At 59.7% G+C, this 14871-nt stretch carries 10 protein-coding genes; 5 read left to right on the top strand and 5 right to left on the bottom strand.

Translation table 11 applies throughout. The features are described 5' to 3' along the window. Positions 1–60: 60 nt before the first annotated feature. Genes CMG77_RS06390 through CMG77_RS06380 form a run of 3 tightly spaced genes read right to left on the bottom strand, consistent with a single transcriptional unit; the run spans position 61 to position 5282 of the window. A complete protein-coding gene (locus tag CMG77_RS06390) occupies positions 61–2190 on the bottom strand; it encodes an MtrB/PioB family decaheme-associated outer membrane protein (RefSeq protein ID WP_286806959.1) in 2130 nt (709 codons plus the stop codon). Between the two features lie 13 nt (positions 2191–2203). Further along, on the bottom strand, positions 2204–3097 hold the full coding sequence (locus tag CMG77_RS06385; protein ID WP_286806958.1) for a DmsE family decaheme c-type cytochrome: 894 nt from the start codon (positions 3095–3097) through the stop codon (positions 2204–2206). A 25-nt stretch (positions 3098–3122) separates the two neighbouring features. Continuing rightward, positions 3123–5282 (bottom strand): OmcA/MtrC family decaheme c-type cytochrome, encoded by a 2160-nt coding sequence (locus tag CMG77_RS06380; protein ID WP_414673703.1) that lies wholly within the window; start codon positions 5280–5282, stop codon positions 3123–3125. A 319-nt stretch (positions 5283–5601) separates the two neighbouring features. Here CMG77_RS06380 and CMG77_RS15820 point away from each other — a divergent pair, with 319 nt between their 5' ends. Both CMG77_RS15820 and CMG77_RS15815 read left to right on the top strand, forming a co-directional pair. Further along, a complete protein-coding gene (locus CMG77_RS15820; RefSeq protein WP_353743461.1) occupies positions 5602–6243 on the top strand; it encodes a c-type cytochrome in 642 nt (213 codons plus the stop codon). Positions 6244–6257: 14 nt separating this feature from the next. After that, complete coding sequence (locus CMG77_RS15815; RefSeq protein ID WP_353743460.1) at positions 6258–6869, top strand: NapC/NirT family cytochrome c; 612 nt, start codon at positions 6258–6260, stop codon at positions 6867–6869. Between the two features lie 61 nt (positions 6870–6930). On the opposite strand, the gene CMG77_RS06375 is transcribed toward CMG77_RS15815, so the two are convergent. Together CMG77_RS06375 and CMG77_RS06370 are read right to left on the bottom strand one after the other, a co-directional pair. After that, positions 6931–7791, bottom strand: a complete 861-nt coding sequence (locus tag CMG77_RS06375) for a formyltetrahydrofolate deformylase (RefSeq protein WP_286903807.1) — start codon at positions 7789–7791, stop codon at positions 6931–6933. An 86-nt stretch (positions 7792–7877) separates the two neighbouring features. Then, on the bottom strand, positions 7878–8771 hold the full coding sequence (locus CMG77_RS06370; protein ID WP_502691769.1) for an AEC family transporter: 894 nt from the start codon (positions 8769–8771) through the stop codon (positions 7878–7880). A 484-nt stretch (positions 8772–9255) separates the two neighbouring features. Between CMG77_RS06370 and CMG77_RS06365 the strand changes: the two genes are divergently transcribed. From CMG77_RS06365 to CMG77_RS06355, 3 genes are all read left to right on the top strand, one after another. Continuing rightward, positions 9256–12210 carry a ribonucleoside-diphosphate reductase subunit alpha gene (locus tag CMG77_RS06365; RefSeq protein ID WP_286806952.1) on the top strand — a complete coding sequence of 985 codons (2955 nt, stop codon included), beginning with the start codon at positions 9256–9258 and terminating at the stop codon, positions 12208–12210. A 150-nt stretch (positions 12211–12360) separates the two neighbouring features. Continuing rightward, entirely contained in the window at positions 12361–13638 is a 1278-nt protein-coding gene (locus CMG77_RS06360; protein WP_286875016.1) for a ribonucleotide-diphosphate reductase subunit beta, read from the top strand. 384 nt (positions 13639–14022) lie between these two features. Next, positions 14023–14808, top strand: a complete 786-nt coding sequence (locus tag CMG77_RS06355; RefSeq protein WP_286903805.1) for a DUF4062 domain-containing protein — start codon at positions 14023–14025, stop codon at positions 14806–14808. Positions 14809–14871: the final 63 nt, after the last annotated feature.

The raw sequence follows: 14871 nt of genomic DNA, 5'->3' as shown, positions 1-14871 counted from the left end.
TTAACGGATTGACCCTGACGACACAAGCCCCTCTGCACTGGACTCAAAGTCGGGGCCGAACTACCAGAACTGGTATGTCAGGCTGACCTGCCCAAACTGCACCGAATAGCGAGGGCTTTGCTGGCCGCTGGCAAGCAGGTTGGCCACCGTATCCGGCGCCACCGTGTCGATGAAAAAGTCGGCACTCCGATAGCGCTCAACCCCATAACTCAGGCCCAGAGAGAGTGGCTCGGACCACTGGTATCGGGCGAACAGCTCCAGCCGGCTCAGGTGGGTTTTAAGGTCCGGAAAAGGCGCTGCATTGGCCCGAGTCTCCATTTCAATCACCCCTCGTCCGTAGGAGTAACCATAATCCAGGCCCACATCCAGCCCATTAAGCAGCGCTTCGCGCTCAATGCCGACCCCAAAGGTATCCAACTGATCTCGTTGGTGGCCGGTCCAGTCGGGCGTGGAAAAGTTATCGCTACCGGCCTGATCCGAGTCGATTCGTTGACGGGTCGCGAAGGCATAGAGTGACAGATTCTCTGTCGGCCGCACCGATACATCCAGGCTGTGAGACCGGTCGCGCGCCTCCGTCAAACCAATCCGGGTATTGAAATAATCGTCCTTGGCGTAATCCAGGGAAACGCTGAGCGTCATCCAGTCCCGTGGTAAGTAATTGACACTGGCGCGAACCTGATCACGATCGCGCTCGCCCAGATGATAGCGCCGCAACAGGGGGTTCTCCCCCGGTACGAGGTCGTCCAGAGGCCGATAGTGCTCGACAAAACGCCGGCGCTCCTGCCCGCCCTTGAGCCGAACATCGAGCGTCTGTGTCAAGGCGGCGCGGACTTCACCCCAGTAGTCGGTGGTACTGGTTTTTTCCGTTTCCTGAAAGCTGCGCTCCATGGTTTCCCGGGATAAACCCGCCGAGACGGTGGTTCCATCCCCCGTCTTGAGATCGGCGCGCAGCTTGCCGCCGGCACGCTCAAAACTGTAGGGCCGATTGAACTGTGTGGGGGCTACCGCCAGATCCGAGCGCACCGGGGTAAACTCAGAGCGCGGGGTGCGGTTGTCGCGATCGTCATAATACAGTTCAGCCACCACACTCAACGCCAACCCAGGTTGGATCAGCGCACGCACCTGGCCATTGAGCGTATCGACCCGACCATCCAGGCTGAGAGCGGGCTGATTGACGTCGCCCACCCAGGGGTTGATGGTCGCCGGCAGAAAGGCTTCATCCTGCCGCAGGCGGCCCACGGCGAGTCTGCCCGAGGCTTGCAACAGGCGGCCCGGTTGCCAGCGACCGGACAGCGTCAGTTGATGAAAATCATTGCCCGGCTCTTGCGCCAGACGGCCGCGATCACCGCCTTCGACCAGGGCGCTGAAGGGGTTATCCCAGGTCACCGAATCGGCGTTATTGTCGAACTGCGAACCGTGATAGGCCGCCTGCAGGTACCAGCGGTCTTCCCGGTAGGAAAGCCGCGCATCCATCCGTTCGGTCACCCGATCAACTCCAATGGGCAACACGACGGCGGTATTCAGAAAACTGGCGCCCTGAAGCCTGGTGCCCTGCTGTTCGGTACGACGAAAATCAACGCCGTAATCCCAACGATCGTTGCGCCGGGCACCCGCGTTCAGCCCGTAAGTCTCGCGCTCCAACGTCGGGGAAAAACGCTTCAGGCTCGGGTCGAGCTGGCTCATCCCCTGCGTTGTGGACGCTCGCTCCCAGTTGGCGGGCAGGGTCAACACCTGGGTGCCGACACCGAGAAAAGGGGTCTGCGCCTGCTCCGCCACAAAGTGGGGAATCTGCTGGTATTCAAACCCGATGTCATAGCGTCCCTGCTCACCGTACAGAAGCCGCACTTGACGTGAGTCGAGCCCCAGGTTTTTGGCCTGTGCCTCGGCATAGGTGCCCTGCTCATTGCGCGTCCTGACTTCCAGCTCACCCAACCAATAAGGGCCGCTTTCATCCAGTCCGGTGTAATCACCAAACTTGGCGGAACTCTCGGACACATGCCCCACCCCGGCGGTGACACGCCCCTCCCGCTGGCTCTGCTCCGGGCACAGGCTACAGGCCCACTCGGCGGTGTCCGCAGACGGCCAATAGCCTTGAGCAAGACTGTTCTGACTGCCGAGACCCACAGCCACCATAAGGCAGCCCGTCATCCAGACATGCGCGGGGCGGTGGCGAAGACAGACGGTTTCCATCAGTAACCTCCCGCTAACGACTCAGGTTACGGCCCGAGGGATGATTGGAGCCATGCACCTGCGAATGGCAATTGGTGCAGCTACCGCCCAGCAAAGCGGCGGACGGACGACCGTCCGGCAAGCGTTCCCCCGTTTGGGCAATACTGGGGTGGCCGGCCCGCGAGTGACACTCCTGACACAACAAAGGTGCCCGGCGGCGCAACAGCGAGTCGTGATTGGAGCCGTGAGGGACATGGCAGGAGGCACAATCTTCGGCCGCTGGCGCATGCTCCCAAAGAAAAGGCCCGCGTTTTTCCGCATGACACTCTAAACAGGTTTCATTCAGTGTCCCACGCACCAGCATGGCGTCGTTCAGCGTACCGTGCGGCTGATGACATTCAGTGCAGGCCATCTGCCCCTGACGCATCGGGTGGGTCGAGGCCTGGAGGCTCTGCGCCCGCTCCCGGGTGTGACAGTCAAAACACACACCCGCCTGCTCCTGCCGGTTCATGACCGGGTCGTGCGGTGAGTGTACCGAGTGACAGCTCGTGCAGGTGAGCCCCTGACGCTCGTGCACACTGCCCTGCCAATGGTTGCGCTCCTGTGACTGATGACAGCTCAGGCAAATGGCCACCTCCTGTTCGCGGCTGGCGCGTCCCTGATGAGCAAACGCCAAAGGAGCGGGCCGCTCCTGCCCTGGACGCAGCCTGCCCGCATGGTCGCCTCCCGGGCCGTGACAGCTCTCGCACTGCTGTTGCGCAAACGGCGTTCCCGGATCGCTGGCCACCGCATGGGGCGTACTGAAGATACCCTCGACAGTGTCGCCACTATGACAACGCAGGCAGGTATCCGCCCCCTGATCGGAAAACGCCGGCAGCGCTTCATGAACATCAGTCTGGGCCAGGGCCCCGCCTGTCAGCAGGGCCACCAAGACAACCAGAGCAGTCGTTGCTTTAGCGTAAACCATGGACACGTTCTACATCGGCAATTTGGCCGGGGCCGTGGCACACCGAACAGGTCTCGGTCACTGCGGCATCCAGCACCTCCTGAGTCTGATCGAACACACCCCCGTTGAGAATCATATGGGTCTGCGCCAGGTCATTCGTGTGGCAGGAGCCACAGGCGGCGCTCGCCTCCGATACTTTCAGGTGCACGGATGGGTCGGCGGGATTCCCCTCGGTCAGCACAGTGGTGCCCAGCACAGTGGCCGGCAGTGGTAACTGATAACCATCGTCCGTGTGGCAGGCCAGGCAATCACCCGCGCTGCGTGGGTAGCGCACCTCGCTGAAGTCGTAGCCCGTATTGCCAAAGCCATACGCCACATAGGGCTCATCCCGAACTTCAGAACCGTGAATGGCATGAATCATATACTTGAAGTGCACCGACTGTTCGGGTAAGCCATCCAGCATGGAAATACCTTCAACCACGGTATCCCCCGCGCGTCGGGCCAGGTCTGTGGTATTGGGGTTGTGGCAAATTGCACAGAGCTGCACTTCATCGGTTCGCTGGCCGCCATGAAAGGCCAACGCATCATTACGACTGTGGCACGTCTGGCACTTTTGCGTTTCCACCACCTGACGGCGCGGAACCGGTTCGGAGTCGGTAATGGCAAAGTACTTCACCGCCCCGGTAATCGGAATCTGGAAGCCCTCGTCCGGATCAACGGCCCGACCTTCCATACCCACCACACCGGAACCGGTGGCATCTCCGGGCAAGGCGCCGGTTGCCGAAATGGTAAAAGTACCATCGTTATTGTCCGTCGCATTCTGATTCACATTGGCCACCGACAATCCTGCCGCCGGTCCATGCACATAATCCCGGGTATCCCAGCCGATACGGATCGACAGACTCGCACCCGGGCCAAACAGAGGATCTTCCAGAATATCGTAGGGCGCGTCATCGTTGGTGGGGTCGGTAACCGAGAAGGTCACGGTCGGGGTTTCATTCTGGCCGGTGGCAATCACCTCCAGCAGGTTAAAGTGAAACTGCTGCGCCGCTACCTGCCCCGGTATGGCATGGCTCGCCAGCACATCCCCCGCAAACCCGCCCGGCTTATGGCAGATGGTGCACTCACTGTTGTTCGTGGCCGGATGGCCCACACCCGCCACAAAATCAATATCGTCATGGCAGGAACCGCAGGCTTCCATACTGGGTTTTTCGACTATTTGGAGCGCCTGTGGGGTGGCCTCATCGTCCGGATCATGACAGGTCAGGCAGTTGCGTGGATCCTGAGGATGAACCACATCGGAAAAATCGCTGGGCGAGTTACGAAACCCCCAGAGAATGTAGTCTTCGCCACTCTGAACGCTGGGCAGCCGCTCCCCCATATGGATCTTATGAATCATCTCGCGAAAATCCAGGGAGTGGCCACTCTGGGCATCAACGCTTCCCGGGTTGTGGCAGGTCACGCAGTAATCGACATCGACCCGACCGCCACCGTGCAGTGCCAGGTCATTCCCGTGACAGCTGCTGCAGGATTCCTGGGAAACAATTTTACGATGATCAATATCCTGTTCCGGGGTCAGACCGGTCGAGGGCTGAAAGGTATACACCGCATTGGCCGCGGGTAGGGATTCACCCCGAAAACTACCGCCCACCTGCAGGCCCACCCGGTGGGTCAACTCCGGCTCGTACTCGACCACCAGCGGCGCACTCACGGCATTGAGATCAAGGCCAAAGGTATAGTGGTAGCTGCCATCACCATTACTGACCAACGCCCCCTCGCTGCTACTTTCGGTGGTGGCCTGAATGACCGTCTCGGTGCCGGGCCAGGGACCCTCCCCCGGGACTTCCTCGCGGTTAATGTAACTTTGCCAGGCGCTGCTGTTACCCTCGGTGCCCGGCACCAGTTTGGCAACCGTAAAGTCGAGCTGTTCCAGATAGGAAAAAGGATAGCCGTCCTGGTCAAGCACCAGGAAGTCGACCACGACCGAGTCCTCAATGCTGACCTCGGTAATATCAACCTTCAGGGCCGTGGGGACTGGGCCCGCGCCACCGCCCGGTGGCCCGGGTTCACCCGGAGGCCCCGATGGCCCGGGAGCGCCAGCCGTCCCCGTCGGGCCGGAGTCGCCGTCACACCCGAGCAAACCAAGCAGCAACAAAGCGCCAACCATCACACTCCAAAAGCGGGCGCGCCGAGATGGGTCCGAANTCATGATCCTTCCCCCGTGTTGATCCNAATGGAACCCTGGTGAAACTCAACAACAGGCTGACCAGCGCTCACTGAAACCGCGTACCCCTGCACCGCGTATCCCTACACAATGTACCCTCTGCCCCTCCCGTTTATTGACACAGATCAACCCANAATCCGATTCTGCAAANAACGCCGCAAATATCCGATGACGCCCGCCGGTTTGTGTTATTCGTTAAAGAGCACNCCTAACTATCCCGCACTGTCCTGAACGACCAAGGATTCATTCATGGGAGGTCTTCATGCACACATCACATTCTGCCCTACGCGAACCCGTCCGCNTTGTATTCTGGNTGCTGGCGACGCTGCTATGGGCAAGCGTAAGTTCAGTGTGGGCCGAAGCGCCTNCCGAANCCGAAGCCTGNGCCAGTTGTCATGGCGAAAAGGGTATAAGCCNGGATGGTGATATTCCCATCATTGCCGGNGCCTCNNANTTCTTTCTGGAAAACCAGCTCTTTCTGTTTCGGGATAAAGGNCGNCCCTGTGCGGGCGAATTGTTCAGNCAACGGGCGGAGTCGCCCCCTAAACCTGACCACTGNGCCCTGGCGGCCGACTGGTCCGATGACGACATAGCAAAAATCGCTGGTTACTTTTCCGCGCTACCTCATCAAAGNGCCGAACAGTCTTTCGATACCGAATTGGCGCAAATCGGAAAAGCCATCCATGAACGCAGTTGCGATCGCTGCCACGCCGANGGAGGCAGCCTGGCNNTGGACGACGCTGGCATACTCGCTGGCCAGTGGCGGCCCTATCTGATTCGCACNCTGGAAAGCTTTCGNGCGGGGNANCGCTGGCAGGAAGAAAAAATGGCCGACGCAACGGCCAANCTTNCGGATGACGACATCAAAGCACTGGCCGANTACTACGTCAGTGTGGGCCAATAGCGGGGAGTCACACCATGAGCGATANCGACGAACCTCCACCGCCAACCGAGCAGAGCAAACGCAGACGGTTTGGCCGCTGGCTATGGGCCCGACCCCGACGCTGGTTTCTGTTCGGAATTCCCGCCGGAGGATTTCTGGCGTTTGTGATCGGCATCGGTTTTTGGATCAGTTTTGACACCACCGTCAAAGCCACCAACACCCTGGAGTTCTGTACTTCCTGCCACAGCATGCAACAGTTCGTGTTTACGGAGTACCAGAACAGCAGCCATTACAATAACCGCAGCGGGGTTAGGGTCGTCTGTGCNGATTGCCATGTGCCNNANGCTTTNTTCCCNAAGATGGCCGCNAAAATGAAAGCGACCGTGGTCGAACTACCCTCGCACTTTATGGGCCGNATTGANACCGANGAGGANTTNAACGCGCACAAACCNGCCATGGCCGAACGCGTNTGGGCACGCATGCGGGCAACGGATTCACGCGAATGCCGGAGCTGCCACAGCTACGATGCCATGGCCGAGACGNTNCAGAACCGACAGGCGGTACGCCGTCACTCGCTGGAGTATCGAGAAGCCACCGGNCGCACCTGCATCGANTGCCACCAGGGAATTGCNCACAGCCTGCCGTAAAAATCAAAGGGGTCAGAGTCGTTTGATCCAAAGAATCAAACGACTCTGACCCCTTTGATTTTTACCGTGCGAAAACCACCGTCTTGCTGCCATTGAGCANCACCCGNTGCTCGGCNTGCCAGCGCACCGCGCGNTTGAGCACCACNGCNTCGATGTCCCGGCCGATTTCCGCCATTTCCTCGGGCAGGTTCACGTGGGAGACGCGTTCGACGGACTGCTCGATGATCGGGCCTTCATCCAGNTCGGCGGTCACGAAGTGGGCGGTGGCGCCGATCAGCTTGACCCCGCGCTCGTAGGCCTGGTGGTAAGGCTTGGCNCCCTTGAANCCGGGCAGGAAGGAATGGTGAATATTGATGGCNTTGCCGTTGAGTTTGCGGCACAGGTCATCGGAGAGAATCTGCATGTAGCGGGCCAGCACCAGGCACTCNACCTCATGCNCCTCGATCAGGGACCAGATCTGCGCTTCCTGCTCGGCNTTGGTATCGGGGGTAACCGGCANGTAGTGGAACGGCAGCTCGTACCANTCGGTCAGGTCCCGCATCACNTCATGGTTGGACACCACCCCGACGATATCGATGGGCAGNGAGCCGTTNTTCCAGTTNTTGAGCAGGCTGTTCANGCAGTGGCCCCACTGGGACACCGCAATCAGCACCTTGGGCTTGCAGTCCACATCGTAAATCGCCCAGTCCATNCCGTACTTNTCGCCCACCGGCNGGAACAGCTCGCGGATCGCGGGCAGCTCATAGCCCTGGGGGCACTCGAACACGGTGCGCATAAAGAAGCGCCGCTGGGTCACATCCTCAAACTGGGAGGACTCGCGGATATTGAAGCCGCGNTGGGCGAACAGACTGGCCACCGCCGCCACAAGGCCNTGGGCATCCTGACAACTGAAGGTAAGTACTACTTCCCGCACACCGGCCATGGAACAATTCCTGATATCGAATAGAGANTGAACAATAGATGAAAGGCTGCAAGACTACTGGATTGCGGACAAGGGGCTCAAGTGCTTTATGGCGCGACCNGGGTNGTNCCNGCCAGNGGCANNACAAACACCAGCACAATCGGTAGCACCACAAACGCCAGCAGCGTGGACATCAGTACCATGGCGGCCACTTCCTGAGGGGCCCGGTCNTANCGCAGGGCCAGCAGGTAATTGAAGATGGCGACCGGCATGGCGCCCTGGAGCACCGCGACCCCGAGCGCCTCACCCTCCAGCCCGATCAGCCGCGCGGCCAGATAGGCGAGCGCCAGACCGCCCAACACCCGCAAGGTACTGAAGGCCAGACTGAGCCGCCAGGCCACCAGTTTCAGGCGCGCGAGGGAAACCCCNAGGGTCAGAATCATCAGCGGTATGGCAAAGCCCCCCATCAGGTCCACCGTATTGGCCAGCCACAGCGGCAGCGTGGTATCGGTCAGCAACAGCGCCACCGCCAGCACCATGGCGTAGAGCACCGGCTGGCGCCCCAGTGCCTTGAGCCGTGCGCCCAGCCCCTCGGCGCGGGACACCATCATGATGCCCACGGTAAAGGTACTGAGGGTCATCACCATAAACGCGGCCAGCGCCAGGGCCAGCCCGGTATCGCCAAAGGCGAACAGGCACAGCGGCAGACCCAGGTTGCCGTTGTTGGGGAACATCAGAGAGGGAATATAGTGGACCGGCGGCAGCTTCAGCCAGCGGGTCAGCAGGTAACCAATCACGCCCATGCTCAGAATCACCACCGCCGCCGCCAAGGCCACGCCGCCCATGATGCTCGGCTCCACCTCGACCCGCGCCATGACCGAGACAATCAGGCAGGGGGTGGCGATGTTCATCACCGCGCGGGAGACAAACTCGGATGGGTAGTCGGCACCGGAGCGCACCCAGCCGTAGCCGATAGCGGTTCCGATAAACAGCGGGGCCATAATGGCCGCTAATTCCGCGAACATGTCGCTCCTAATGTCGCGTGGTGGTCAGGACGGTCAACCCCCATTGTACCGGAATGCGAGCGACACACTAGCGCAAAAAGGCCGCTATGTTATTTTTGGCGATAACAGCCAAAGCCGGTAGAATAAAAAAATCTATTCAGCCCACATTGGCCAACTTTACACCACTTTCAGGGTCCCCCTCCCTGAGGACGCGGCCCGCAGGATAGTGATCACTGACATGACGATTTACACACATTTTATCCACAGGCCATCCCCGTTTTTGTCCGCTTGCATTCCCGCCCAAAGCGCATTATCTTGTAGCGCATTCACCCGGTACCCCTATATATAGGGTTTTTCGATACCCCGCCCCAACGCTTCACGCTGTGCGCGGTACCGGGTTATCCAGTTTCACCAAACACCCGTCACCTGCCCAGGGTGACCGCTTACAGTCACGGAATTCAGATCGCTCGCGGAGACGTCCATGCACACAGAAACCGACTCACAGAACACCACCACCGGCTCCCAGCCCCACACGGAAGGCTCATCGCAGCAGCGCAGTGCCTCCAACCTCTCGGCCACCGCGCCTGGCCAGGTTCGGGTCATCAAGCGCAACGGCACCGTGGTCCCCTACGACCCCAGCAAAATCGCTGTCGCCATGACCAAGGCCTTCCTGGCCGTGGAAGGTGGTACCGCCGCCGCCTCGCGCCGGGTGCGCGAGACCGTGGAAAACCTGACCGGTCAGATCACCGCCACCTTCAAGCGGCGCATGCCCTCCGGCGGCACCATTCATATTGAAGAGGTGCAGGATCAGGTCGAGCTGGTGCTGATGCGCTCCGGCGAGCACAAAATCGCCCGGGACTACGTTCTCTACCGCGAAGAGCACGCCCGCCTGCGGGCCGAGAAGCAGCCGGCCGCCAGCGCCGACACCCAGGCCGAAGACCCGGAATACCCCACCATCGAAGTCACCCTGGACGACGGCAGCAAAGCCCCGCTGGACACCCAGCGCCTGCGCACCATCGTGCGTGAAGCCTGCGCCGGCCTGACTGACGTGAGCGAAAAGGCCATTCTCGATGAGGCTATGCGCAACCTCTATAACGGCGTGAGCCTGCGCGATGTGAACACCTCCCTGGTGATCACCGCCCGCACCCTGGTGGAAAAAGAGCCCAACTACACCTACGCCACCGCCCGCCTGCTGCTCGACAAGCTGCGCGCCGAGGCGCTGAGCTTCCTGGGTGTGGCCGACTTCGCCACCCAGGCGGAAATGGAAACCTACTACGCCCAGGCCCTGCCCGCCTATATTCAGAAAGGCGTCGAGCTGGAGCTGCTGGCCCCGGAGCTGCTGAGCTTCGACCTGGAAAAGCTGGGCAAGGCGATCATCGCCGAGCGCGACCTGCAGTTCACCTACCTGGGCCTGCAGACCCTGTATGACCGCTATTTCATTCACAGCAACGATGTGCGCATCGAGCTGCCCCAGGTGTTCTTCATGCGCGTGGCCATGGGCCTGGCCGTGGAAGAAGACAACCGCGAAGAGCGCGCCATCGAGTTCTACAAGCTGCTCAGCTCCTTCGACTACATGAGCTCCACCCCGACCCTGTTCAACGCCGGCACCCTGCGCCCGCAGCTGTCCTCCTGCTACCTGACCACGGTACCGGACGACTTGCACGGCATTTACGGCGCGATTCAGGACAACGCCATGCTGAGCAAATTCGCCGGCGGTCTGGGTAACGACTGGACTCCCGTACGCTCTCTGGGCGCCTACATCAAAGGCACCAACGGCCGTTCCCAGGGCGTGGTGCCCTTCCTGAAAGTCGCCAACGACACCGCCGTGGCGGTGAACCAGGGCGGCAAGCGCAAAGGCGCCGTCTGTGCCTACCTGGAAACCTGGCACCTGGACATCGAAGAGTTCGTCGAGCTGCGTAAAAACACCGGTGACGACCGTCGCCGCACCCACGACATGAACACCGCCAACTGGGTACCGGACCTGTTCATGAAGCGCGTGTTCGACGACGGCGAGTGGACCCTCTTCTCCCCGAACGACGTACCGGACCTGCACGACCTGTACGGCAAAGCCTTCGAGGAGCGCTACAACGAATACGAGCGCATGTGCGAAACCGGCGAGATGCGCCTGTACAAAAAAGTACGCGCGCTGGACCTGTGGCGCAAGATGCTGGGCATGCTGTTTGAAACCGGTCACCCCTGGATCACCTTCAAGGACGCCTGCAACCTGCGCAGCCCGCAGCAGCACGCCGGTGTGGTGCACTCCTCCAACCTGTGCACCGAGATCACCCTGAACACCAAGGCCAATGAAGAAATCGCCGTGTGCAACCTGGGTTCCGTGAACCTGGCCCAGCACATCGTCGACGGCAAGCTCGACCATGACAAACTGGCGAAAACCGTCAAAACCGCCATTCGCATGCTCGATAACGTCATCGACATCAACTACTACTCCGTGGACAGCGCGCGCAACTCCAACCTGCGCCACCGCCCGATCGGCCTGGGCCTGATGGGCTTCCAGGACGCCCTGTACCGTCAGCGCCTGGCCTACGGCTCGGACGAAGCGGTGCAGTTTGCCGACCTGTCCATGGAAGCGATCAGCTACCACGCGATCAAGGCCTCCTGCGAGCTGGCCAAAGAACGCGGCCGCTACGCCACCTTCGAAGGCTCACTGTGGAGCCAGGGCATCATGCCCATCGACTCCATCCAGAAGCTGGCCGAAGAGCGCGGCGAGAAGTACATCGAAATGGACCTGAGCCAGACCCTGGACTGGGACAGCCTGCGCGAGGAAGTGAAGGCCAACGGCATGCGTAACTCCAACGTCATGGCCATCGCCCCGACCGCCACCATCGCCAACATCACCGGCGTGAGCCAGTCCATCGAACCCACGTATCAGAACCTGTACGTGAAATCGAACCTGTCCGGCGAATTCACCGTGGTGAACCCCTACCTGGTGCACGACCTGAAAGCGCGCGGCCTGTGGGACAACGTGATGGTCAACGACCTGAAATACTACGAAGGCACCGTACAGCCCATCGACCGTGTACCGGACGACCTGAAAGCGCTGTACGCCACCGCCTTTGAAGTGGAACCCAAGTGGATCGTGGACGCCGCCAGCCGCCGCCAGAAGTGGATCGACCAGGCCCAGAGCCTGAACCTCTACATCGCCGGCGCCAACGGCAAAAAGCTGGACATCACCTACCGCATGGCATGGTTCCGTGGCCTGAAAACCACCTACTACCTGCGTGCCCTGGCCGCCAGCACCACCGAAAAATCCACCATCACCACCGGCACGCACAACGCCGTGTCCTCCAGTGGCGGCGGCGTAGCAGCCGCCAGCGCCGCAGGTGCCAGTGCAGCAGCCCCCGCCACCAATGGCGAAGCCGCACCAGTACCCAAGGCCTGCTCCCTGGACGACCCAGACTGCGAAGCCTGCCAGTAACGGCAATGACCGACGCAGGGTTTGGGACCGACCGATACTCGCTCCCAAACCCCGCGTAGGGCGGATAAGGCCAAAGGCCGCATCCGCCGTAACCCAAACTCAACGCGCCACCAAACCGTGACGCAAAACCAAACAACAGAGGAAAGCGCCATGCTAAGTTGGGACGATTTCGACGCCGCCGAAGAAACCCCGCAGAAAGCCAAACCGGCCCCGCAACCCGCGCGCGCCCCGGAACCCGAGCCCAAGGTCCAGGAACCGGCCGCCAGCTACGACAGCGCCCCCGCCCAGGCCGCGGCCGCCGCCGAAGCCACCCAGAGCAACGGCAACGTCTCCGACGCCGTCGCCGAGGCTCGCGAATCCCTCGAACACCTCGACGTCGCCCCCGGCCTCGAAGAACTCGAAATGGGCGCCTCGCGCATCGAAGTTGACGACAAAATGATGATCAACTGCCGCGCCGACCTCAACCAGCTCGTACCCTTCAAATACGACTGGGCTTGGCAGAAATACCTGGACGGCTGCGCCAACCACTGGATGCCCCAGGAAGTGAACATGACCGCGGACATTTCCCTGTGGAAAAGCCGCGACGGCCTGACCGACGACGAGCGTCGCATCATCATGCGCAGCCTGGGCTACTTTTCCACTGCCGACTCCCTGGTCGCCAACAACCTGGTGCTGGCCATCTACCGCCTGATCACCAACCCGGAGTGCCGCCAGTACATCCTGCGTCAGGCGTTTGAAGAAGCCATTCACACCCACGCCTACCAGTACTGCATCGAATCCCTGGGCATGGACGAAGCGGAAGTGTTCAACATGTACCGCGAGCTGCCCTCCGTGGCCGCCAAGGCCGCCTGGAGCCTCAAGCACACCCAGACCCTGGGCGACCCCACCTTCAACACCGGCACCCCGGAAGCCGACCAGGAACTGCTGCGCAACCTGGTGGCCTTCTACGCCGTCACCGAAGGCATCTTCTTCTACTGCGGCTTCAGCCAGATCCTGTCCATGGGCCGCCGCAACAAGATGACCGGCGTGGCCGAGCAGTTCCAGTACATCCTGCGCGATGAGTCCATGCACCTGAACTTCGGCATCGACGTCATCAACCAGATCAAACTGGAAAACCCGCACCTCTGGACCCCGGAATTCCAGAAGGAAGTTACCCAGATGATCCTGGAAGGCACCGAACTGGAAATCGCCTACGCCCGCGACACCATGCCCCGCGGCGTACTCGGCATGAACGCCGGCATGATGGAAGAGTACCTGCACTTCATCGCCAACCGCCGCCTCGCGCAGCTCGGCCTGAAAGAGCAGTACCCCGGCGCCCAGAACCCCTTCCCCTGGATGAGCGAGATCATGGACCTGCGTAAGGAGAAGAACTTCTTTGAGACGCGCGTGATTGAGTATCAGACCGGTGGTGCGTTGAGCTGGGATTAAATCCCGTTCAGCTCCAAGAACCAACCCCGAAATACCGGCCAGGGAGGGCCACCCCAGCATGAACATGAACCACAACAGTGGCGCCCTCCCCGAGTGAGCCTCCCGCTCGCAGTACTCCCAGCATTGGACGCCCCTCGCGATACAGGCAGAGGATAGGTAACAGGAAAATTACGGCTATGGATTACGCACACCTTGTTGAACACCCAGACCAGACTCAGGAAAGAAACAGAACAACCAGCGGATTACCAATGTTAAGAGCAGAAGTCTTAACATTTTCCGGGGATATACGTTACATCGACGCATTTAAACACGTCGATGTAACGTGATTAATTGCGTCGCTTCGACGTTGAATACGCTGCTATGTTTTAAATAGATGGAGTCGGTATGAGCTATAAAACCACCGTGTTTAACGTGATGATCGCGTCACCGGGGGATGTTGCTTCAGAACGATCTATCGTTCGCGAGGTTATTGCAGAATGGAATGCTGTGCATTCTGCGGCTCGCGGGATAGTTATGCTCCCGACTGGCTGGGAGTCGCACTCTTCTCCAGAAATGGGAAATACACCTCAATCAATAATTAATGACCAGATTCTTGATAAAGGTGACCTTCTAGTTGGCGTATTCTGGACTCGCATCGGCACGCAAACCGAAGACTATGCTAGCGGAACTGTGGAGGAAATAGAGCGGCACATATCATCTGGCAAGCCTGCAATGTTGTACTTCTCAGATCAGCCAGCGCGACTTGATAGTGTTGATGACAAGCAATACCAAGAATTGAAGAGGTTTAAAGCTTCCTGTAAAGATCGAGGGCTTTACGAGGTGTATGACAGCCACTCTCAATTCAAGGAAAATTTCTATCGGCACCTGCAGTTGAAGCTGAATGAGCATCAAATGTTTACTTCTATAGATGGCGCAGAGTTGGTAGGTCCGATTTCTCTATCTCCGGATTCTCGGATTCCTGAGCTATCAGAAGAAGCTAAGACCCTGCTTAAAGAGGCAAGCTTAGACGACAATGGAACGATCATGCACCTCCGTCACATGGGTGGTACAGATCTGCAAACGAACGGTAAAAACCTGATTGACGACCAGAGCAGGAGGGTTGTTGCTAAATGGGAGTCTGCACTCCGGTTATTGCTTAAGGAAACTCTGATTAATCGCAGCGCAATTTGATGTGTACTCGAAAAATCGGAATTTCCGGCTATTTTCGGGCGGTATAAGGCCCGATCTGTTGTT

The sequence above is a fragment of the Marinimicrobium sp. genome (assembly GCF_002695945.1).
Classification (GTDB): domain Bacteria; phylum Pseudomonadota; class Gammaproteobacteria; order Pseudomonadales; family Cellvibrionaceae; genus Marinimicrobium; species Marinimicrobium koreense.
Note: the sequence above shows the minus strand (reverse complement) of the source record. Positions and strands in the feature narration are given on the sequence as shown.

Coding starts and splice junctions, on each gene's coding strand:
- CMG77_RS06390 (WP_286806959.1), bottom strand. CDS start 2,190: ATGGAAACCGTCTGTCTTCGCCACCGCCCCGCGCATGTCTGGATGACG.
- CMG77_RS06380 (WP_414673703.1), bottom strand. CDS start 5,282: ATGGTTGGCGCTTTGTTGCTGCTTGGTTTGCTCGGGTGTGACGGCGAC.
- CMG77_RS06365 (WP_286806952.1), top strand. CDS start 9,256: ATGCACACAGAAACCGACTCACAGAACACCACCACCGGCTCCCAGCCC.
- CMG77_RS06360 (WP_286875016.1), top strand. CDS start 12,361: ATGCTAAGTTGGGACGATTTCGACGCCGCCGAAGAAACCCCGCAGAAA.
- CMG77_RS06355 (WP_286903805.1), top strand. CDS start 14,023: ATGAGCTATAAAACCACCGTGTTTAACGTGATGATCGCGTCACCGGGG.